The sequence below is a fragment of the Pseudoflavonifractor gallinarum genome (assembly GCF_014982855.1).
Classification (GTDB): Bacteria; Bacillota; Clostridia; order Oscillospirales; family Oscillospiraceae; genus Pseudoflavonifractor_A; species Pseudoflavonifractor_A gallinarum.
Genome location: NZ_JADCKF010000004.1, coordinates 101750 through 123139, shown reverse-complemented (window position 1 = coordinate 123139; position 21390 = coordinate 101750). Strand labels below are relative to the sequence as shown.

The 21390-nt window shown below is 60.1% G+C and carries 20 protein-coding genes and 1 tRNA gene; 17 read left to right on the top strand and 4 right to left on the bottom strand.

Annotated features, from left to right (window positions below; translation table 11 throughout):
- Window positions 1-17 precede the first annotated feature (17 nt).
- The 8 genes from INF37_RS05875 (at window position 18) to pgsA (ending at window position 8326) form a co-directional block, all read left to right on the top strand.
- Entirely contained in the window at window positions 18-704 is a 687-nt protein-coding gene (locus tag INF37_RS05875) for a response regulator transcription factor (protein ID WP_101691230.1), read from the top strand.
- A gap of 31 nt (window positions 705-735) precedes the next feature.
- Window positions 736-2142 (top strand): sensor histidine kinase, encoded by a 1407-nt coding sequence (locus INF37_RS05870; RefSeq protein ID WP_101691231.1) that lies wholly within the window; start codon window positions 736-738, stop codon window positions 2140-2142.
- Between the two features lie 104 nt (window positions 2143-2246).
- Window positions 2247-3230, top strand: coding sequence for a DUF1385 domain-containing protein (locus INF37_RS05865; RefSeq protein ID WP_180956691.1), 984 nt, complete (start codon window positions 2247-2249; stop codon window positions 3228-3230).
- A gap of 328 nt (window positions 3231-3558) precedes the next feature.
- Window positions 3559-4446, top strand: coding sequence for a peptide chain release factor N(5)-glutamine methyltransferase (gene prmC, locus INF37_RS05860; protein WP_193537057.1), 888 nt, complete (start codon window positions 3559-3561; stop codon window positions 4444-4446).
- A 100-nt stretch (window positions 4447-4546) separates the two neighbouring features.
- Entirely contained in the window at window positions 4547-5671 is a 1125-nt protein-coding gene (gene recA, locus INF37_RS05855; RefSeq protein ID WP_101691233.1) for a recombinase RecA, read from the top strand.
- On the top strand, window positions 5668-6333 hold the full coding sequence (locus INF37_RS05850) for a regulatory protein RecX (RefSeq protein WP_193537055.1): 666 nt from the start codon (window positions 5668-5670) through the stop codon (window positions 6331-6333). The genes recA and INF37_RS05850 overlap by 4 nt, the downstream gene beginning before the upstream one ends.
- 101 nt (window positions 6334-6434) lie before the next feature.
- A complete protein-coding gene (gene rimO, locus INF37_RS05845; protein WP_193537053.1) occupies window positions 6435-7793 on the top strand; it encodes a 30S ribosomal protein S12 methylthiotransferase RimO in 1359 nt (452 codons plus the stop codon).
- A 5-nt stretch (window positions 7794-7798) separates the two neighbouring features.
- Window positions 7799-8326 carry a CDP-diacylglycerol--glycerol-3-phosphate 3-phosphatidyltransferase gene (gene pgsA, locus INF37_RS05840; protein ID WP_101691236.1) on the top strand — a complete coding sequence of 176 codons (528 nt, stop codon included), beginning with the start codon at window positions 7799-7801 and terminating at the stop codon, window positions 8324-8326.
- Window positions 8327-8659: 333 nt separating this feature from the next.
- Here the strand turns inward: pgsA and cysS are convergent, their stop codons facing one another.
- Both cysS and cysE read right to left on the bottom strand, forming a co-directional pair.
- Complete coding sequence (cysS, locus tag INF37_RS05835) at window positions 8660-10072, bottom strand: cysteine--tRNA ligase (protein WP_101691237.1); 1413 nt, start codon at window positions 10070-10072, stop codon at window positions 8660-8662.
- 30 nt (window positions 10073-10102) lie between these two features.
- Complete coding sequence (gene cysE / locus INF37_RS05830) at window positions 10103-10753, bottom strand: serine O-acetyltransferase (RefSeq protein WP_101691238.1); 651 nt, start codon at window positions 10751-10753, stop codon at window positions 10103-10105.
- Between the two features lie 388 nt (window positions 10754-11141).
- On the opposite strand from cysE, the gene INF37_RS05825 reads away from it, so the two are divergent.
- Window positions 11142-11591: a zinc-ribbon domain-containing protein gene (locus INF37_RS05825; protein WP_101691239.1), complete on the top strand. Its 450-nt coding sequence runs from the start codon at window positions 11142-11144 to the stop codon at window positions 11589-11591.
- 12 nt (window positions 11592-11603) lie between these two features.
- Complete coding sequence (locus INF37_RS05820) at window positions 11604-12035, top strand: zinc ribbon domain-containing protein (RefSeq protein WP_193537051.1); 432 nt, start codon at window positions 11604-11606, stop codon at window positions 12033-12035.
- Between the two features lie 65 nt (window positions 12036-12100).
- Here the strand turns inward: INF37_RS05820 and INF37_RS05815 are convergent, their stop codons facing one another.
- Together INF37_RS05815 and INF37_RS05810 are read right to left on the bottom strand one after the other, a co-directional pair.
- A complete protein-coding gene (locus INF37_RS05815; RefSeq protein WP_180956692.1) occupies window positions 12101-12745 on the bottom strand; it encodes a DUF4230 domain-containing protein in 645 nt (214 codons plus the stop codon).
- A 135-nt stretch (window positions 12746-12880) separates the two neighbouring features.
- The gene (locus INF37_RS05810) at window positions 12881-14059 is read right to left on the bottom strand and encodes a M20 family metallopeptidase (RefSeq protein WP_193537049.1); all 1179 of its coding nucleotides are present in this window, start codon (window positions 14057-14059) and stop codon (window positions 12881-12883) included.
- Window positions 14060-14342: 283 nt separating this feature from the next.
- On the opposite strand from INF37_RS05810, the gene INF37_RS05805 reads away from it, so the two are divergent.
- The 7 genes from INF37_RS05805 (at window position 14343) to INF37_RS05775 (ending at window position 21313) form a co-directional block, all read left to right on the top strand.
- Window positions 14343-15629 carry an MATE family efflux transporter gene (locus INF37_RS05805; protein WP_193537200.1) on the top strand — a complete coding sequence of 429 codons (1287 nt, stop codon included), beginning with the start codon at window positions 14343-14345 and terminating at the stop codon, window positions 15627-15629.
- Between the two features lie 262 nt (window positions 15630-15891).
- Window positions 15892-15967, top strand: a tRNA-Ala gene (locus INF37_RS05800).
- Window positions 15968-16124: 157 nt separating this feature from the next.
- Entirely contained in the window at window positions 16125-16787 is a 663-nt protein-coding gene (locus INF37_RS05795) for a hypothetical protein (RefSeq protein WP_055270295.1), read from the top strand.
- A 22-nt stretch (window positions 16788-16809) separates the two neighbouring features.
- Complete coding sequence (locus INF37_RS05790; protein ID WP_193537047.1) at window positions 16810-18000, top strand: antirestriction protein ArdA; 1191 nt, start codon at window positions 16810-16812, stop codon at window positions 17998-18000.
- A 70-nt stretch (window positions 18001-18070) separates the two neighbouring features.
- On the top strand, window positions 18071-19120 hold the full coding sequence (locus INF37_RS05785; protein ID WP_235964232.1) for a hypothetical protein: 1050 nt from the start codon (window positions 18071-18073) through the stop codon (window positions 19118-19120).
- Complete coding sequence (locus tag INF37_RS05780; protein WP_193537045.1) at window positions 19117-20103, top strand: DUF4314 domain-containing protein; 987 nt, start codon at window positions 19117-19119, stop codon at window positions 20101-20103. The genes INF37_RS05785 and INF37_RS05780 overlap by 4 nt, the downstream gene beginning before the upstream one ends.
- On the top strand, window positions 20096-21313 hold the full coding sequence (locus INF37_RS05775; RefSeq protein WP_193537043.1) for a hypothetical protein: 1218 nt from the start codon (window positions 20096-20098) through the stop codon (window positions 21311-21313). The genes INF37_RS05780 and INF37_RS05775 overlap by 8 nt, the downstream gene beginning before the upstream one ends.
- Window positions 21314-21390: the final 77 nt, after the last annotated feature.

Here is a 21390-nt window from a genome sequence, read left to right as displayed (position 1 = left end):
GTAAGGAGGAACAAGACATGAAAAAAGTACTGGTCCTGGAGGATGAGGCCAATATCCGCAGCTTTGTGGTCATCAACCTGAAACGGGCTGGATATGAGACCATCGAGGCGGGGACCGGCGAAGAGGCCCTGGAGCTGCTCCAGCAGAATCCGGACATCAAGGTGGCCCTGCTGGACATCATGCTCCCCGGTATCGACGGCTTTGAGGTCTGCCGCCGCATCCGGGCCAGCAACAGCCAGATCGGCATCATCATGCTGACCGCCCGGACCCAGGAGATGGACAAGGTGACGGGGCTGATGACCGGGGCGGACGACTATGTGACCAAACCCTTCTCCCCGGCGGAGCTCACCGCCCGGGTGGACGCCCTCTACCGCCGGGCTGGCGGCGTGGTGCTGGAGAACACCGATGAGATCAACCAGCCGCCCTTCCTGCTCAATACCCGCAACCGCACCCTGGAGAAAAATGGCCAGCGGGTCAAGCTGACCCAGGTGGAGTACTCCATTGTCAAGCTCTTTATGGACAACCCCGGCAAGGCCCTCTCCCGGGAGGAGATCCTGGATACGGTGTGGGGCCGGGACTATTTCGGTGAGCTGAAGATCGTGGACGTGAATATCCGCCGTCTGCGCATCAAGATCGAGGACGATCCCACGAATCCGACCTACATCAATACGGTGTGGGGGTACGGCTACAAGTGGGGCGCCTGAGGCTGCTATCTTTTATCCGGGTGGTGCATCCATGAAGAGAATGAAGGGCATTCGAAAGCGCTGGATGATGAACAGCATCAGCGCGGCCCTGCTGGTGGTATTGCTGGCGGTCACGTCCTTTTCCGTGGCCATGGTCAGCTACTATTATTCCAATCTGCGCACGGGACTTCAGAGCAAGATCACCGTGGCGGCCAATATGTTCAGCGGCTATAAGACCGAGGCCGACTATTACCAGAACGCCTCCGCCTTCGTGACGGGGCAGTTTGAGGACAGCGACCGGCTCAACTTTCAGATCCTGGACAGCGAGGGCGTGGTGCATTTCTCCAGCCTGATCCAGATCTCCGGCTACAAGCCGGATACGCCGGACATCCATGACGCCCTGAGTGGCCAGCCCATGGGGGTCTGGACCGGGGCCGACCCCAACACGGAGGAGCACATCATGGCGGTCTCCTGCCCCCTGAAGGTCAACGGAGAGGTGGTCTCGGTCATCCGGATCGTCACGTCCCTGGCCCTGGTGGACCGGCAGATCTTCATCGTGGTGGGCGTGGCCCTCACGGTGGGCCTGCTGGTGCTGGCGCTGCTCTATTTCTCGGGACTGTTTTTCGTGCGCTCCATCGTGGAGCCGGTGGTGCAGGTCACCCGGACGGCGGAGCACATTGCCGCCGGGAGCTACGGCGTGCAGATGGAAAAACAGTTTGATGACGAGGTGGGCGATCTCATCGACGCCATCAACGACATGTCCCTGAAAATCAAGCAGTCGGAGAAGATGAAAAACGAGTTCATCTCCTCGGTCTCCCACGAGCTGCGTACCCCCCTCACCGCCATCAACGGCTGGGCTGAGACCATCATGAACGGCGAGGTGCGGGACGCCCAGGACGTGAAGAAGGGCATGGGCATCATCGTCAGTGAGGCCCGGCGTCTGACCAACATGGTGGAGGAGCTGCTGGAGTTCTCCCGCATCCAGGACGGACGCTTTACGCTCTCCATCGAACCGGTGGACATCAAGGCGGAGCTGGAGGACGCGGTCTACACCTACAAGGAGTTTTTCCGCCGGGACGGGATCGAGCTGCACCATACCGACTGTGAGGAGGAGTTCCCTCTCATGAACGTGGACTCGGAGCGGCTGCGGCAGGTGCTTTGCAACCTGCTGGACAACGCTGCCAAGCACGGCGGGAGCGGGAAGCGCATCGACACCGCCATCCGGCGGGAGGAGGACGAGGCCGTCATCACCATCCGGGACTACGGCCCGGGCATCCCGGAGGAGGAGCTGCCCCATGTGAAGACCAAGTTCTACAAGGGAAGCTCCAAGGCCCGGGGCAGCGGCATCGGTCTGGCCGTGTGTGAGGAGATCGTGGTGCGCCATCAGGGCACCCTGGAGATCGGAAATGCGGAGGGCGGCGGCTGCCTGGTGACCGTCCGACTGCCAATTGGAACGTAAGTTCGAATTGAGTCTTGCAAAAGCCGGGCTGATTTGGTAGGATAACAGAGGAATCCCTGGGGGAGGGGCGACCCTCCTCCGGGGGAAGAATAAAGGAGAACCACATGGCAGAAGAGAAACAGCACAGCTCCTGCGGGAGCACGTTCAAGACCATGATCGGCGGTCAGGCTCTGATCGAGGGGATCATGATGATGGGGCCGGAGAAAAAGGCCGTCGTGGTGCGCAAGCCGGATGGAACGCTGGAGGAACAGGTCAGCGACCGGGTGCTCATCAAGGATAAGTATCCCATTCTGGGCCTTCCTCTGCTGCGGGGGGTCTTTAACTTTGGCTCCTCTATGGCCAACGGGGTCAAGGCCCTGATGTTTTCAGCGGAATTCTACGGGGACGAGGAAGAGGAGGAAGAGCCCTCCAAATTCGAACAGTGGCTGGAGCGCCGGCTGGGCAGTGAGGCCATGTACTCCATGATCGTGACGTTGGCCGTGATCCTGGGCATGGCCTTCTCAGTGGGCCTCTTCATCCTGCTGCCCACCGCGGTGGTGGGCGGGCTGGGCCTTCTGGTCCAGGACATGCCCATGTGGGTGCGCAACGTGCTGGAGGGCGTGGTGCGCGTCATCATCTTTGTGGGCTATCTGGTGCTGTGCTCCAAGACCAAGGACATCCACCGGGTGTTCCAGTACCACGGCGCCGAGCACAAGACCATCTTCTGCTATGAGGCCGGCCTCCCCCTGACGGTGGAGAACGTGCGCAAGCAGCCCCGCCACCATCCCCGGTGCGGGACCAGCTTCCTCTTTGTGGTCATCGTGGTGGCCATTCTGCTCTCCAGCTTTGTGTTCTCCTTTGTGGAGGTGACCAATGTCTTTGCGCGGATGGGGATTCATCTGCTCCTGCTGCCGGTGGTGGTGAGTCTGACCTATGAGATCAACCGCCTGGTGGGCCGGTATGACAACGCCCTGACCCGGGTCATGACCGCCCCCGGGCTGTGGCTCCAGAACTACACCACCTTTGAGCCGGATGACAGTATGATCGAGGTGGGCATCCGCTCGCTGGAGCTGGTGCTGCCCAGCGAAAAGGGAAAGGACGCCTGGTAAGGTGTCTCAGCATGTCGAAATACTTCGACATGCTTCTCAAAAATGCAAGCATTTTTTCGAGGGAATGCAGGCCGCTGCGCGCACTCGCTGGCGCTCGCACACTTGCGGCCTGAGAAGAGTGTTTTCCGACGTACACGCCGCCGGAAAACACGATTTAACTCTCTTCCGCCGTCTGCGGACGGCGGAACTCTGCGAGGCTGCATCAAACATCGCAGAAGTATGTCTTATCGATGGCCTGGAACGCCTGGTAAGGCGTCCTGCCAAAGTCCGGGCACTGGGTGCCCGAGAAAATGTGTGTTGTAAAATTTGATCGTGTGAGGGTGATTTGATGGCGACCACCTATAATAATCTATACCTGGACGCCAGACATCAGTTGAAGAGCGCGGGCGTGGAATCGGCCCAGCTGGAGGCCCGGGAGATCGTCTGTGCCGCGGCGGGAAAGAGCCGGGACCAGTTCTACCGGGACCTGATGCTCTACGCCTCCGACCAGGTGGAGGAGAAAACGGCCGAGCTGCTGCGCCGCCGCCTGGCGGGAGAGCCGGTGGCCTATCTGGTGGGGGAGTGGGAGTTCTACGGCCTGCCTATGGAGGTCTCTCAGGAGGTGCTCATCCCCCGGATGGACACCGAGGTGCTGGCCGAGCAGGCCATTCTGCGTGCCCGGGCCGCCGGAGAGGGGGCGCGGGTCCTGGACCTGTGCGCCGGAAGCGGCTGTGTGGGGCTGGCGGTAGCCGCCAACGTGCCCGGATGCCGGGCGGTTTTGGCGGATGTGTCCGAGGGGGCACTGCGCATCTGCAAGCAGAACGTGCGCCGCAACGACCTCAACGCCCGGGTGACCTGCATCCAGGCCGATGCCCGGGAGGTTCCGCCCCCTGCCCTCTGGGACTTTGACGTGATCGCCAGCAATCCGCCCTACATCCCCAGCTGGGAGATCGAGGGCCTGGACCCGTCTGTGCGGGACTACGAGCCCCGGCTGGCCCTGGACGGAGGCGCGGATGGATTGGATTTCTACCGCCTCATCGCCCGCAACTGGAAGAGCGCCCTGCGCCTGGGCGGCACCCTGCTCTTTGAGGTGGGGATGGGTCAGGACACCCAGGTGGCCGCCATCCTGGCCCAGGAGGGCTATCAGGATATCTGCACCTATCCGGATACCCAGGGGATCCAGCGTGTGGTGGGCGGCGTGGTCCCACTGTTGGATGAGTCCGGTTTATTGGACTGAAACTGTGGGATAATGGAACCAGAACAGGGGGAGAGAAACCCCGCAAATCTGGTGAAGGAGGCCGGCGTGTCCCGCCGGCTGGAAAGGATGATACAAAACCATGGCAGATAAGAAGAAACCCATCGAGTCGGCCGCGCCGGCTTCCGATAAGAAGAAGGCCCTGGAGACCTGTCTGGCCAATATTGAGAAGACCTACGGAAAGGGCACCGTCATGCGTCTGGGGGAGAACTCCCACGTGGTGGTGGAGGCCATTCCCACCGGCTCCCTGGCGCTGGACCTGGCCCTGGGCATCGGCGGCGTGCCCAAGGGGCGCATCATCGAGGTGTACGGCCCCGAGTCCTCCGGTAAGACCACCCTGGCCCTGCACATCGTGGCCGAGGCCCAGAAGCGGGGCGGCGAGGTGGCCTTCATCGACGCCGAGCATGCCCTGGACCCCACCTATGCCCGGGCTCTGGGCGTGGACATCGACTCCATGCTCATCTCCCAGCCCGACACCGGTGAGCAGGGCCTGGAGATCTGTGAGGCCCTGGTCCGCTCCGGCGCCATCGACGTGGTGGTGGTGGACTCGGTGGCCGCGCTGACCCCCCGGGCCGAGATCGAGGGCGACATGGGCGACTCCCACGTGGGCCTGCTGGCCCGGCTCATGAGCCAGGCCCTACGCAAGCTGGCCGGCTCCATCGCCAAGACCAACTGCATCGTCATCTTCATCAACCAGCTCCGGGAAAAGGTGGGCGTGGTCTACGGCAACCCCGAGGTCACCACCGGCGGCCGTGCCCTGAAGTTCTACGCCTCGGTGCGCATGGACGTGCGCCGGGTGGAGTCCCTCAAGAACGGCTCCGAGATCATCGGCAACCGCACCCGGGTCAAGATCGTAAAGAACAAGGTGGCCCCGCCCTTCCGGGAGGCCGAGTTCGACATCATGTACGGTGAGGGCATCTCCAAGGTGGGCGAGCTGGTGGACCTGGGCGTCAAGCTGGACATCATCCAGAAGTCCGGCTCCTGGTTCTCCATGGGCGAGATGCGCCTGGGCCAGGGCAAGGATTCCGTCAAGCAGTACCTGAAGGACAATCCGGAGGAGGCCGAGCGCATCGAGGCCGAGATCCGTAAGAACGCCTACAAGCTCATGCCCAGCCAGGGCCGCGCCGCGGCCAAGGCGGCGGGCCGGGCCGTGGACGTGAGCGCCGACGACTTTGATGACGGCGAGGACGGGGCCGACGCAGAATGAAACTGCTGAAGCTGGCCCCCTCCCAGCGGGTGCAGGGGCGGTGGCTCCTCCATCTGGAGGACGGCTCCCTGCTGCGCGTGGGGGAGAATGAGGTGGTCTCCTTCGGCCTCTATGCGGGCATGGAGCTTTCCGGGGAGCGGCTGGAGGAGCTGTGCGCCGCCGCCGCCCTGGGGGAGCTGAAGGAGCGGGCCATCCGCGCACTCTCCCTGCGTCCCCTCTCCCGGAGAGAGCTGGTGCAGAAGCTCACCGCCCGCCCCCGGCCCACCCGGGACGGGAAGGAGCGGAAGGAAAAAGCGGCGGCCGACCCGGCGGCGGCCGAAGCGGTGGCCGACTGGCTGGAGGAGCTGGGCTATCTCAACGACGCCGAGTACGCCAAGAGCGTGGTGCGGCACTACTCCGCCAAGGGTTATGGGGAGCGAAAGCTCCGGGACGAGCTCTACCGCCGGGGGGTGCCCCGGGACTGTTGGGAGGAGGCCCTGGCCGAGGCCCAGGACCCGGAAGACGAGATCGACCAGTTCATCCGCCGGAAGATGCGGGGGGAGGACCCCCGGGACCCCAGAGCCCTCAAGCGCACCTCCGACGCCCTGGCCCGCCGGGGCTACCGGTGGGAGGAGATCAAGGAGGGACTGGAGCGCTACGGTGCGGCACAGGATGACGAATAAATCCGCCGGGGCCATTTTGTGGTTGACTTTTGCGGCATATCGTGTAAACTTTCCTAGTATGGACCGGCTGGAGAATCCCTGTTTTCCTCCGGTCCAGAACCATGACGTTATGGAATTGGGGAGGAATCTCATTGAAGCAATATAAAGTGGCCTTTGTGTCCCTGGGCTGTGCCAAGAACCTGGTGAACACCGAGCAGATGATGGCCCTGTGCCGGGAGGCTGGGTATGAGATCACCGGCGAGCCCGCCGGGGCCGATGTGGCGGTGCTCAACACCTGCGGCTTTATCGAGTCGGCCAAGAGCGAGGCCATCGACAACATCCTGGAGCTGGCCCGGCTCAAGGACGAGGGGAAGCTGAAAAAACTCCTGGTGGCCGGGTGTCTCACCCAGCGCTACCGGGAGGAGATCAAGGAGGAGCTGCCCGAGGTGGACGGTATGCTGGGCACTGGCAGCTACACCGACGTGGTCTCCGCTGTGGAGGAGCTGATGGCAGGGGAGCACCCCGAGCACTTCGGCGACATCCACCGTACCTATGAGGACGGGGAGCGCATCGTCACCACCGCCCCCTATACCGCCTTTTTGAAGATCGCCGAGGGGTGCAGCAACGGCTGTGCCTTCTGCATCATCCCCAAGCTCCGGGGCCGCTACCGCAGCCGTACCATGGAATCTCTGCTCCATGAGGCGGAGGAGCTGGCCGAGCGGGGTGTGAAGGAGCTCATCGTCATTGCCCAGGACATCACCCGCTATGGTCTGGACCTGGGGGATGGGAACAGCCTCTCCAAGCTGCTCAAGGAGCTGTGCAAGCTGCCCTTCCGCTGGATCCGGCTCCACTACCTCTACCCCGAGGCGGTGACCGACGAGCTCATCGAGACCATCGCCAGCGAGCGGAAGATCCTGCACTATCTGGATATCCCCATCCAGCACTGCAACGACGCCATTCTCTCGGCTATGCGGCGGCGCACCACCAAGGCCGAGCTCATCGCCCTCTTTGACAAGCTCCGCGCGGCTATGCCCGACGTGGTCATCCGCACCTCCCTCATCTGCGGCCTGCCTGGGGAGACCGACGAGGCCTTTGAGGAGCTGTGCGACTTCCTGCGGGAGCAGAAGCTCCAGCGGGCGGGCGTGTTCCAGTACTCCCGGGAGGAGGGAACCCTGGCCGCCAAGATGGAGGACCAGGTGGACGATGACGTGGCCCGCCGCCGGGTGGAACTGGTGGTGGACCTCCAGTCCCGGGTGATGGACGAGTGGAACGAGAGCCGCCTGGGCGAGACGGTGGAGGTCCTCTGCGAGGGCTTTGACACCCAGGAGGGCTGCTATGTGGGCCGGACCTGGGCCGACTCTCCGGAGATCGACGGCCGGGTGCTCTTTACCGCGGGCGGCGTGATCCCCGCGGGTGAATTTGTCTACGTACGCCTGACCGGGGTCTCGGACGGAGACCTCACCGGCGAGATCGAGGAGTGATGGCCATGAATACCGCAAACAAGCTGACCATGCTGCGGATCCTGATGATCCCGGTCTTTCTGGTGGTGCTGTACCTGGATTTCCCCTATAATCGCTATGTGGCCCTTGCCGTGTTTATCGTGGCCAGCGCCACCGACTTTGTGGACGGGCATATCGCCCGCAGCCGGGGGCTGATCACCGATTTCGGCAAGTTCATGGACCCGCTGGCCGACAAGATGCTGGTCATGGCGGCCATGCTGTGGTTTGTGGAGGTGGGCCGGATGCCGGCCTGGGCCCTCCTCATCGTAGTGGTGCGGGAGTTTGCCGTGAGCGGCCTGCGCCTCATCGCGGTGGACAACGGCCGGGTCATTGCGGCGGCCTGGTCGGGCAAGGTCAAGACGGCCTCCACCATGGTGGGTATCTGCCTGATGCTGCTGCCGGTGCCTCACATGGTGGATGTGATCGTGACGGCGGTCATTGTCATCACCACCGTCTACTCCGGCGTGGAGTACTTTGTGAAGAACAAGGACGTCATCGACTGGAGCCATATGTAACGAAAAATCCCGGAGTTCAAATCGAACTCCGGGATTTTTGCGTGTCGAAAAGTTCGACACGCTTCTCAAAAATGCAAGCATTTTTTCGAGGGGATGCAGGCCTCTGCGCGCATGGCCCGAAGGGCCACACACTTGCGGCCTGAGCGGAGTGTTTTCCGACGTACACGCCGCCGGAAAACACGATTGGACTTTATTCCGCCGTCTGCGGACGGCGGAACTCTTCGAGGCATTTGCGGCAAGGATTGCAAAAGAATACTGGATAAACACATGAAACACCCCAGAGCTCCAATCGAACTCCGGGGTGTTTTATCAAACGAAGTCGGGAGAAGGGGCTTAGACCCGCTTCCACTTGGTGCCTTCCTTGGTGTCGATGAGCTCGATGCCCCGGGCCTTGAGTTCATCCCGGATGCGGTCGGCCTCGGCCCAGTTCTTGTCCTTCTTGGCCTGGGTGCGGGCGGCCACCAGAGCGTCGATCTCGGGGTCGGACTCCGCGCTCTCCTCCGCCTGGGGGGCGGCGGCCTTGGCGGCCCGGTCCAGGAGGCCCAGGCTCAGCACCTGGTCAAACTCGTCCAGCAGGACCCGCTTGGCGCGGTCGCTGATCTTGGCCTTCAGCACGTCGTAGAGGACGGTCACACCCATGGAGGTGTTCAGGTCGTTGTCCATGGCGGAGCGGAAGGAGGCGCGCAGCTCGTCCATGGCGGCCTGGTCCAGTTCACCCTCGTCCTTCAGGGCGGCGACACGGGCGATGAGCTTGTCATAGGCAGTGCGGGCATTGTCCAGGTTTTCCCAGGAAAAGACCAGGCCCTTCCGATAGTGGGACTGGAGGCAGAAGAAGCGGTAGACCATGGGGTCGTACCCCTTCTCCTCCAGCAGGGAGACCGTGAGGAACTCGCCCTTGGACTTGCTCATCTTTCCGCTGGTGGTGTTGAGGTGGTGGACATGGAACCACTGGGGGCACCAGGGATGGCCCAGATAGGCCTCGGACTGGGCGATCTCATTGGTGTGGTGGGGGAAGGCGTTGTCGATGCCGCCGCAGTGGAGGTCCAGATACTCGCCGTTATACTTCATGGAGATGCCGGAGCACTCAATGTGCCAGCCGGGATAGCCCACGCCCCAGGGAGAATCCCACTTGAGGGCCTGGTCCTCGAACTTGGACTTGGTGAACCAGAGGACGAAGTCGGCCTTGTTGCGCTTGTTCTGGTCCTCCTCCACGCTGTCCCGGACGCCCACGGCCAGGTCCTCCTCGTCGTGGTCGTTGAAGACGTAGTACTGCTGGAGCTTGGAGGTGTCGAAGTAGACGTTGCCCCCGGCCAGGTAGGCATAGCCCTTCTCGATGAGGCCGGAGACGATCTGGATATACTCCTCGATGCAGCCGGTGGCGGGCTGGACCACGTCGGGGCGCTTGATGTGGAGCTTCTCACAGTCGGAGAAGAAGGCGTCGGTGTAGAACTGGGCGATCTCCATGACGGTCTTGTGCTCCCGCTTGGCGCCCTTGAGCATCTTATCCTCGCCGGTGTCGGCGTCGGAGGCCAGATGGCCCACGTCGGTGATGTTCATGACCCGGTTGACGTCATAGCCGGCATAGCGGAGGTACTTTTCCAGCACGTCCTCCATGATATAGCTGCGCAGGTTGCCGATGTGGGCGAAGTGGTATACGGTGGGGCCGCAGGTGTACATCTCCACCTTGCCGGGGGTATGGGTCTTGAAGTCGTCCTTGGTACGGGTGAGAGAGTTGTAGAGCTTCATATTGACATTCCTTTCTCCGGTAAATAGATCTTACAGATTGCCCTGCCGGGACTGCTCATCCAGCAGCATTTCGATGAATTCCAGCCGGGAGCTGAGGGCCTGCAGCTCCTTCTGGACCGGGTCGGTGATGTGGATCTGGTCCACGCTGGTGGTGTAGTCCACCTTTTCCCCGGCAATGCGCACCACCCGGGCGGGCACGCCCACGGCTGTGGCGTTGGGGGGGATCTCTTTGAGCACCACCGCGTTGGAGGCGATGCGGGCATTGTCGCCCACGGTAAAGGGGCCCAGTACCTTGGCCCCGCTGGAGACCATCACGTTGTTGCCCAGGGTGGGGTGGCGCTTGCCGTGGTCCTTTCCGGTGCCGCCCAGAGTGACGCCGTGGTAGATCAGGCAGTCGTCGCCCACCTCGGCGGTCTCACCGATGACGATACCCATGCCGTGGTCGATGACGAAGCGGCGGCCGATCTTGGCGCCGGGGTGGATCTCGATGCCGGTCCAGAAGCGGCTCCACTGGGAGACCAGCCGGGCCAGAAATTTCAGACCATGACAGTACAGAAAGTGGGCCAGCCGGTGGTATAGGATGGCGTGGACGCCGGGATAGAGCAAAAAGATCTCCAGTTTGCTCCGGGCCGCCGGGTCCCGGGCCTGATAGGCCGCCAAAGTCTCGCCGAGACGTGTCATGTTATCCCTCCTGTCAGATGATGAGAGGACCGTAAGAATGAAAAAACGCCCCTTATGCCCACATGGGCACAAGAGGCGGCGTCTCCGTCGCGGTTCCACTCTTGCATTTGCTCACAGCCGGTCCAGCAACCGGCCCGGCCGGTAACGGCGGCCTGCCGGGGGCCATTACGCCCCGCGCTCCCGGGCGCACTTCACATCCTCCGCCGTGGACACGCTTTCAGCCGATGACGCGTCCTCTCTGTCCGTCCGGTCAGGATGCTACTCTTCCCGTTCTTCACGCTCTTCTTGGTTCATTATATTATCATGCCCCCGGCGGGGTGTCAAGGGGGAGACAGGGAAGGCAAGTTGTGCTATACTGGGAAAAACCGAGAATGGAGGAGGAGTCGCTATGGCGCTGGTCCCGTGTCCCCTGTGCGGGAAGGAGATTTCGGAGTACGCCGTCAGCTGCCCGGGCTGCGGAGAGCCCATCCCCCACTATGCCCTTCTGGTGCTGGATGACCGGGAGGACTGGTTCGTGCTGCTGACCTATGTGTCCGAGTGGAAGGGCTGCACCCGGGAGGAGGCGGAGCAGTGGATCTGCGCACCCTGTGTGCTCCGGCGGGGCATGACCTGGGCGGAGGCCCAGGAGGCGGCGCTGGACCTGTCGGGCTGCACGGTGCAGATCCTCCCCGAGGAGGAGGCCGATCAGCTCTGCCAGACCGCGCTGCTGCGCCGGACCCGGAAGCAGGAGGAAAAGCCCCACCCGCTCACCTTCTGGGAGACGGTCAAGGCGGTCATGCTGGGAGGCTTCCTGCTCTGGCTGATCCTGATGCTGCTCGGCGGGCTCTTTTTCGGATAGGAGGAGAAGGATATGGCGTTGATGCATTGCCCGGAGTGCGGGCGGGAAATTTCCGATCAGGCGTCGGCCTGTCCCGGATGCGGGCTGCCGGCGGCGGTGGATTACGACGTGCTGGTGGTACGGGTCCTGGAGGAGACGGCGGCGGTGAGCCAACTCCGGAAGGTACAGAGTCAAATGAAGGAGGAGGGGATCCGCCGGGAGCTGAAGACCCTCCCCGCCCTGCTGGCCACCGAGTGCAGCCATGCGGAGTTTGAGGAGCTCCGGCGCAAGCTGCCCGCGCTGCACCTGCGTCTTGTGCCGGGCGGGACCGGCCAGGCGGCGGTGAAACGGACCGCCGTGGGGACGCTGAGCCGGGGCGAGCTCTTCTGGCTGCTGACGGCGGGGAGCGCCACGGGTATTTTCCTCGTCTGGCTGCTCTTCCTCCTGCTCTCTCAACTGCTGTAAGGGCCGGACAAACAAAGCGTCCGCCGTTCCGATCACTGGGAATGGCGGACGCTTTTTTCGTTTGGTTAGGCCTGGGGGGCGACCTCCACGGAGACGGTGTATCCGTCCAGTCCGGGCAGCGCGGAGAGAAGTCCCTCCACAGCCTCCTCCGCCCGCTGGGCAGCGGCGGTGAGCAGGCCGTTTTCGATGGCCTTGTTTTCGAGAGCCGACTTCTGGTCGGCGGTGAAGCCGGTGTAATCGGTGATCTCGATGGGGTTGAAGATGTTGTGGGTCTGGTCAAAGACCTCGATGCTCTCCTCGTCGATCTCGTGGGAGAGGATGGCCGGAGCGGGGAGGGAGATGGAGATCTTCTCTCCCTGGACCTGGATCTCCACGTCGGAGAGGTCCACGCCCGCCTTGATGAGGCCGTCATAGGCCACGATAAAGCTCTTGGTGGTAAAGGGGACCTTCCAGCCGTAGAAATCCACTTGGTTTTCGAACTTGCCCATATTGGTATAGTGGTACTCCACCGTGGACAGCTCCCGGATGCTGGAGAGCTGCTGGCCCAGCAGCTCGCTGGTGATGACGGGGGCGGCATCCCGGTGAGTCAGTACGGCGCCCAGCACGAAGGACACTGCCAGCGCGGCCAGCAGAGCCGCGATCAGGGCCAGTTTGGTCTTGAGCCGGAGCTTCCGGCGGACGGGACGCTCGGTCGAATCCTGTACCGGCATATGCATTTCTCCTTTCCTCTGTCATGATAACGGATACCATCATAGCGAAACGGAACGAAAAAAGCAAGAAGTGTCGGCACTTTGAGAGAATTTGTCACTCTTTTGTAAGAATCCCAGGGAAGTGGGGCGGTGCGGTCAGCCCTTTAGCCCCTCCAGGGCGGACTGGGCCAGCAGAGCCGCGCCCAGGGGGAGGGCATCGTCATCCGTCCGGAAATGCTCGTTGTGCCAGCAGGGATTGTGCTGTCCGGGGAAGCCGGTGCCCAGCCAGTAGAAGAAGGCGGGGACATCCTGTCCGAAGACGGCGAAGTCCTCCGAGCCCATATCGCCCCGGGGCTGGACGATGTTCTCCGCACCCAGGATGGCGCAGGCGGCCCGGCGGGCCAGGGCGGTCATCTCGGGTTTGTTGTCGGTCACCGGGACCTCGGGGATGAAGCGCACCTCACACTTGCACTGATAGGAGGCCGCGATCCCCTCGGCCAGGGCCTTGAGGCGGTTCTGGGTCTGCTCGATCACGGCGTCGGAGTGGGCGCGCACGTCGCCGGTCATGGTCAGAGTCTCAGGCACGAAGTTCTCCGGCGTGCCCGCGTTGATGGAGAAGACCGCGCACACCAGGGGCTCCTGGGGGTCGGTGTTGCGGCTGACGATAGTCTGGATGCCGTTGACGATGGCGGCCCCGGCCACGATGACGTCCACACACTTGTGGGGAGAGCCGCAGTGGCCGGTCACGCCGGTGAGGGTGATGACGAAATGGGACTTGCCGGACATGACGGCCCCGGGGATCACGCCCACCTGGCCGCAGGGGATCTCGGGGCGGGTGTGCAGGCCGAAAAGCCGCTCGGGGCGTTGGGGCAGCTTGTCCCACAGGCCGTGACGGATCATGGCCGCGGCGCCCTGGGTGATCTCCTCCGCGGGCTGGAAGAGGAAGACCACATTGCCGCACAGCTCTTCCCGCCGTTCGGCCAGGAGCTGGGCGGCGCCCAGCAGACAAGTGGTGTGGAAGTCGTGACCGCAGGCGTGCATGACGCCGGGGCACTCGGAGACCACGCCGTTGTCGGCGGGCTCCTGCTGCTCAATGGCGTCGATGTCAGCCCGGAGAGCCACGGTGGGGCCGCTCTGGCCGCCCCGGAGGAGGCCGACCGCGCCGGTCTCCATACCCAGATCGATCAGCTCGATCCCCAGCTGGGTAAGGCGCTCCCGGATGATACCGGTGGTGCGCCGCTCTTCAAAGGAGAGCTCCGGATGGCGGTGAATGTCGTCCTTGATGGCTTTGAGCGTGGGGGAGAGTTCCTGCGCACGGGAGAGAAGTTCGGACATAAAAAAGACCTGCCTTTCCAACAGACGGAATATCAGATGGGGGAAACCGAAAAATAGTTTCCTACGCAACCTCTTTCTTGCGGAGCGGGGCAGAACGTACTATAATAACAAAGTGTCATGTCCGCGGACCGAGGTGCGATGGGTTCCGTAGACACTATAATACGATGGTTTGGCTTTTTCAAGTGGCAAACCTCCAGAAGTGGAGGAGATTCAAACGCAGCAGTCCAAAAATGATTTTTCCAAGGGGAGCATCCCCCGCAACATCCTGAGTCTGGCCCTGCCCATGACGGCGGCCCAGCTCATCAACATCCTATATAATATTGTAGACCGCATGTACATCGGGCGGATCCCGGGGGAGGGGCGGCTTGCCCTGACCGGCCTGGGTCTGTGCCTGCCCATTATCTCGATCCTGATCGGCTTTGCCAACCTCTGCGGCATGGGGGGCGCGCCCCTGTGCGCCATCCACCGGGGGAAGGGGGAGGATGAGGAGGCGGAGGCTATTTTGGGCAACTCCTTTGCGCTGTTGCTGCTCTTCGGCGCAGTGCTCACGGCCCTGTGCCTTTTGTTCCGGGAGCCCATCCTCTACCTGTTCGGGGCCAGTGACGTGACCTTTCCCTACGCGGAGGAGTATCTGACCGTCTACCTGCTGGGTACCATCTGCGTGATGATTGGCCTGGGGATGAATCCCTTCATCAACTCCCAGGGCTTTGGACGGATCGGGATGGGTACCGTGGCGCTGGGCGCACTGGTCAACATCGTGCTGGACCCCATCTTCATCTTTGTGTTCCATATGGGTGTGCGGGGCGCCGCTCTGGCCACCGTGCTCTCCCAGACCTGCTCGGCGGTGTGGGTGCTGCTCTTCCTCACCGGGAAAAAGACGCTGCTCCGGCTGCGCTGGTCCGCTTTCCGCCTCAAGGGCGAGCGGGTGGCCCGGATCCTCAGCCTGGGGGTATCCGGCTTTATGATGTCCATGACCAACAGCCTGGTGCAGGTCCTGTGCAACGCCACCCTCCAGCAGTACGGCGGCGATCTCTACGTGGGCGTGATGACGGTCATCAACTCCATCCGGGAGGTCATCACCATGCCCATCACGGGGCTGACCAACGGCAGCCAGCCGGTGCTGGGCTACAACTACGGCGCCCGGGAGTACGGGAGAGTGCGGGAGGGCATCCGCTTTTCCGTGCAGGTGACCATGGCCTATTCCGTGGTGATCTGGCTGGTGACACTGGCCATCCCGGAGCTGCTGATCCGGCTCTTCAACGACGACCCGGCCCTTATCGCCGCCGGTGTCCCGGCCTTTCGGATCTACTATGCCACCTTCGCGTTCATGTCCTTCCAGATGATCGGACAGTCCATTTTTGTGGGGCTGGGGCGGTCGAAAAACGCCATCTTCTTCTCCCTGCTCCGCAAGGCCTTTATCGTGGCGCCCCTGACCGTGATCCTGCCGGCTTGGTTTGGCATGGGGGTGAACGGCGTCTTCCTGGCGGAGCCCATCTCCAACGTGGTGGGCGGCCTGGCCTGTATTCTCACCATGTATGTCACGGTATACCGCCGGCTGGAGTTTCAGTAAATAGTTCTCCGGCTCCGCTCATCGCTGAGGGCGGAGCCGGAAAAAAGTTTTTCGGAAAAGAGAAAAAAGAGTTGACAAACGAAGAAGAAGCAGATATAATATCCTACGTTGAGTCGCCGGTCCGGCGGCGCGGCAAGTGAATATGGGGGTATAGCTCAGCTGGGAGCGCCAGCAACCGCATGTGACGACCCCTCAACGCGAGGAAATGACAATTTAATCAAAACCCCGGAAACTCAGTAAAATCAAGGGTTTCCGGTTATATGGGGGTATAGCTCAGCTGGGAGAGCGCTTGAATGGCATTCAAGAGGTCAGCGGTTCGATCCCGCTTATCTCCACCAAAACAATAACTCACACAGTCAATGCTGTGTGAGTTATTGTTTTATCCAAGAAGAATATGAGGACGAACACTCAGTTAAAAGATGTGTTCCTAAGCCCGTGCAAAAAATGCACGGGCTTTTTTTATTTTCAATGAAGTAACAAGATTGGAGGTTTACAGTGGGGAGTAAATTTTTTGAGGAACTATCCCGGTGTCTCGGAAAGGAGCAAATTGAATCCCTTAGCAAAGAGGACAGGCGGCTGGAGATTTTTCTCCATGGACAGCCTGTCCTTTCTGTTTCTCCTGGGAACGAAGTATTTATGCTTCCGTCCGGGAGCAAGAATCCAGAGGCCAACGAGCTGTATCACAGGGTCGCCATTGCAGCCGACAGAGTATTTGAATATGTGGAGGCTATGGAAAACACCCCCCTGCTCCGTGCTCGTGGTCTTGACAATAAGTTTCATCTGCTTGCGGATTTCGGCGGGGCTGTGCTGGCGGGCAGAGAGCGAGGCACCGGCCGGGGCTATGAGTTCGTTACATGGATCTGGGATTATGAAAGGGTCGGCGTCAGCCATGGGCACTATTATGAGGATGATTTTGCAGGAGCCAAACGGGACTTCGCTGTCCGCTCTGGTCTGATCCCCAAAGCCAGTCTCTTCTCCAATGAGGAGTTGACAGAGATTTATCGTGCAACGGATCATCTGTTGGCAGAAGACCCAAATTTGAATGACAAACAGATAAGAGCCATTCAAGAAGCCAGAATCAAAATCGAGTTCTCTGTCCCTGACCTGGACACCCAATTGGAACACAGACAGGATTATAGCCCTCAGATGGAGATGTAGGGCTCGGCATTGGAGGAATACGATGAGAATGAATGCTGTGTTATCAAATCCGAAGCATCCCGAGTACGGACAGTTTACCGTTCCCCTCCCAATCCCGCACAACCAGTATGACGGAATCATGGAGGCGCTGAATGCGATGGACATGGGAGATCCCCTGGCGAGGGACTGCCAAATGGACGAGATCCTTGGTGAGTACCCCATCCTGAAGCGACTGGAGGGAAAACCTGTAAATATCGACGAGCTGGACTATCTGGCCAAGCGGCTGGACAGCTTCTGTTATGCACAGGAGGGCGCTCAGTTCCAGGGTGCGGCGGTCAGCTACGACTATTCCGACATGACCGACCTAATCAACTTGACATTTTCCTGCCAGCAGGTCACGGTCATCACAGATTTTTCTGATTTAGAGCAGGTCGGCAGAGATCATTACATGGTGCTGAATGGCGGCTGCGCCAGCAAAGAGGAGCTGGACGCCCTTGACGGCTATGAAACCGCCTTGCTCCTCATTGATGAGGGCAATGGAGTCATCACACCATACGGAGTAGTCTATGACAACGGTATGCGACTCTCGCAGCTCTATGATGGGCGTCATTTTCCGCAGTATTTCTATGAGCCTCCCCTGCTGACCCTGACGGTACAGCAGAGCAAGGACGCTCCCAAAACCTGGTTGTATCTGCCTGCGCCAGATCTCCATATCAAGCGTTCCTTGGTTCGGGCAGGGATCGTTGATCCGGCGGATATGAGGCTCTCGTTTCAGGGGAGCGAGTTTCCGGATGCCGTAGACTGTGTTTTGGATATGGAGTCAGAGTGCCTGGAGGAGCTGAACAAGCTGTGCCAGGCGATTCAACAACTGAGTACCGATGAAATAAAAAAACTGGGCGCGGTGGTGGAATACGCACGGCCGGAAACCGCCGCACAAGTCAGGCAGCTGGCAGAGAATCTGGAGCAGTTTGACTATGCCCCTGGTGTCCAGAATGTGGAGGAATATGGCCGCTACATGATTCAGAAATCCGGCAGGTTTGAGTACGACGAAAATCTGCGTGATTACTACGATTATGCCCGATACGGACTGGAGCGCATGAATGCGGAGGAAGGACAGGTCGTAAAGAGTGGATATGTTTCCTATCATGGGGTACTCACACTGGAAGAACTGATGATGGACAACCCTGCGGAGCAATACCAGCGGAATCAAGGCTTTAATTTTCAGATGACCTAAGTTTTTCTGATAGACTTTTCGCTGTCGTTGTGGTATTGATTGTGTTCATAAAATAATGGAGGTGAACTAAATGATGTGGCAAACACAAACGACAATAGAATATCCCTTTGCGCTTCGGCCCGCTTCCATTGAGGAGGCGGGCCTTTTCTATTCCCAGATGGACGAGGCCGAGGATGCGGTGCTGGGAACGGTAGGCCATATACGGATGGACTTCGGAGCTTCCGGAAAAGAATTCTACCACACATGGTGGCCCCACAACGGCGACCAGTTCAACACGGGGGAATTCAAAGACGAACTTCAGAAGTTTGTGGATATGCTCCGGTCGGATGGTCCCCTTACGAATCTGGCTTCGATGAGAAACTACTGCTATCAGCACGGCGGTAAGATCACCGAGGACGGCCGATGCTTCGGCTATATCGCGGAGACGGAGCACTACCGCTACTGCCTGCGCTGCACCCCTTCCCCTGGGGAATATCAGGGGTACCTTTATTCCTACGACCTGCGCCAGCAACGGATGGCCCAACAGGCAAAGCCTGTGGGTCGGATCACCTACGCCAGTGGTGAAGAACAGACCTTCACAGATGCCCAGAAATACTTGGACACCATTCGGGAGGAACTTCCATATCAAGCCACCACAGGCTTCCGCTATGAAACGCTGACGGACGATCCCGCAGTGCGGAAGGCGGTGGACGACATTCTGCTGGACTTTGCTGGGGAGGAGAACCCCCGGAGAGGCTGCAATTATGGCTTGACAGAGGCTGGGAAACAGGCGCTCCGAGAAGCCGCCGATCCCGACCGTCCCCACACCTACGCATGGTTCGTGATGACCGACTGCAACATCCCCGGAGAGCAAATCTACCGGGACTTGACCTTGGAGGAGGCCATCCGCACCTACCTGGACAGTGACCGGCCAGAGAAACGGCTGGGCGTCACCAAGGACGGTATCGCCACAGTGGATCTGGTTCGGTCGCTGAATGGAGAACAGCACTTCTTCACGGATCACTTGCAACTGGACAGTTTCAAGCGCGACCCAGAAATCGCCGCCGCAGTGAAAACGCTCCGATTGGAGCTGGAACAAAATACGCCCCATCAGGGCATAACGATTGGAGGACTATCATGAGAGAGGTCTCGAGAGAATGGCTGGAATTCCTGCGGGAGCAGTATCCCAAAGGAAGTCGTGTTCGGCTGACGAAGATGGGCAACGATCCTCACCCTATTCCACCCGGCAGCATGGGCACTCTGAAATATATCGATGATGTAGGGCAATTTCATGTGAAATGGGACAACGGCAGAGGCCTTGCCTTGATCATTGGTGAGGACCAATTTCAAATCCTGCCTCCTGAGCCCCAGACGATCAAGTTTTATATGCCACTCACGGCCCAACTCTATGCTTACGACGACTGGGGAGATCTGGAGGAGTATGGCAACGACCTGGATGGGCGTGAATTGAGGGACTATCAGTCATGTATTCACGAAGCACTGCTGGAAAACCAGATGCCTGAAGAAAAAAACCGTGGTCTGATGCACTGGTATGACAAACCGGACGGCGTAAACACGAAAGTCCAGTCCGTGATGCTGGATGTGGAAAGCCGTGACGGTCAGTTGTGGGGTGTGGCCGAATGCAAGGTGAATGGGACACTTCTTCCGGAGGAAAAGGAGGCCCTTGCTGAGTACATTTCCGGTCAGGCATCGGACGGCTGGGGCGAGGGCTTCGAGCAGCGAGCCATCAAACTGAACGATGGAGAACTCTATGTGAGCCTTTGGAACTCCAGCAACTGGAGCATTCAGACGGAAGAAGAAAGATTTTCGCCGGACTCCCTCACCCGCCTGCCTGACCTGTGCTGGTCAGTTCTCCCCGGTGAAGGGACGCTTATTTGCATCAAGCGTGGCGAGAGCGGCTACTATCCCAGCGACTGGAGTACAAAGGATCGAGCGCAGAACCGCTGGCTGGCCGACTATAACAATCAACGGCGAGGCATTACACCGGCCCAGGAGCAAGCCATGCTCACCGGCAGTATGTGCGGTTGGGATGTGCCGGGGGCAGACCCTAAGTGGTATGAGGAGCAGCAGGAACAAAATGGAGGTGAAATGACTCTTGGGTGATGAAATTTTTAGCGTCTACCTGACCCCCGCCGACTACAGCAAATTGGCCTACGCCAAGCTGGATCTTCCAGCCAGCCCATGGAAACTGCTGGACGCGCTGGATAAGGTGCGGCTCCCAGAGGGAGATTCCTTGTATTTGGAGATCACAGATTACCGTGACTTTGAGGTGCTGCGCTCCAGTCTTGTATGTTCAGCAACAAACCTGCTGGAGCTGAATGACCTGGCAGAACGCCTCTCCAGGCTGAATGAGGTTCAGCGCATCGCCTTCGAAGGACTGGTTCGGGTGGATTTCCAGAAACAAGAATCCATCACACTGAAACGCCTTCGGGATCTGGCAGAAAGTGTGGACTGCTGCCATGTGGTGGAATCGGTTGTATCAGATGGACAGTTAGGGCGATTTTACGCAGAGAATGGTTTTGTTCCGGAAGTGGAAGGAATGTCAGATGCGGCATTTGAGCTTCTGGACTTTGAGAAGGTCGGGAAAATGGCACGCATGGGCGAATGCGGCGTATATGTTCCCAGTGGAATCTCCGGCTTGGGTGGCTATGTAGTACAGCACTCCGACTTGAAATCGGCGCCGGAAATCACGCTGAATCAGCCTGTCGAGCCGGCCTATACAATCCACCTGCGGTTGACTGCACACCATGATAATCTCCCCTTTGCCGGAACCGATGTGGTGGATTTGAAGCTTCCTGCCGAAGATAACGCATTGGAGATGGCAGTGCGCTGCCTGGGATATGTTGATTGGGGCGCCGTTGAGTGTACCTGCCTGGACTGCAAAGTCCCGCAATTGGCGGAACACATTACCAACGCAGTACCTTTTGAAACCATCGAACGGCTTGGAGATGTACTTGCCCAAATGTCGGCCGCGGCTCTCCCTGCCTACAAGGCACTCATGACAGCGACACATTGCCAGAATATTGTAGATGCTCTGGATCTGGCAGAACAGCTTGACGAGTATATCCTTTCTCCGAGCATCGCATCCCCTGAAGATGCAGCGGCAGAGGAACTGGCTTTCATTCTTCCGGAGAAGGCCGCCAAGATGATCCGTCCTCATATCAATCTTCACACCTATGGGCAAGCGCTTCTGGCGTCCCGCAATAACATTCAAACGGAGTACGGGCTGCTGGAGCGCCGGGATGGACAGTCCATTCAAACCATTGGGCAACAGAAACAGGAACCGCAGCTGGGCGGGATGGAGCTTGGATAAGGTGTAAGAGCCGGAGGCGACTATCAGTACGACCGGCCTCCAATGGTATAAAGCCACCTCTACGCATGCGGAAAGGA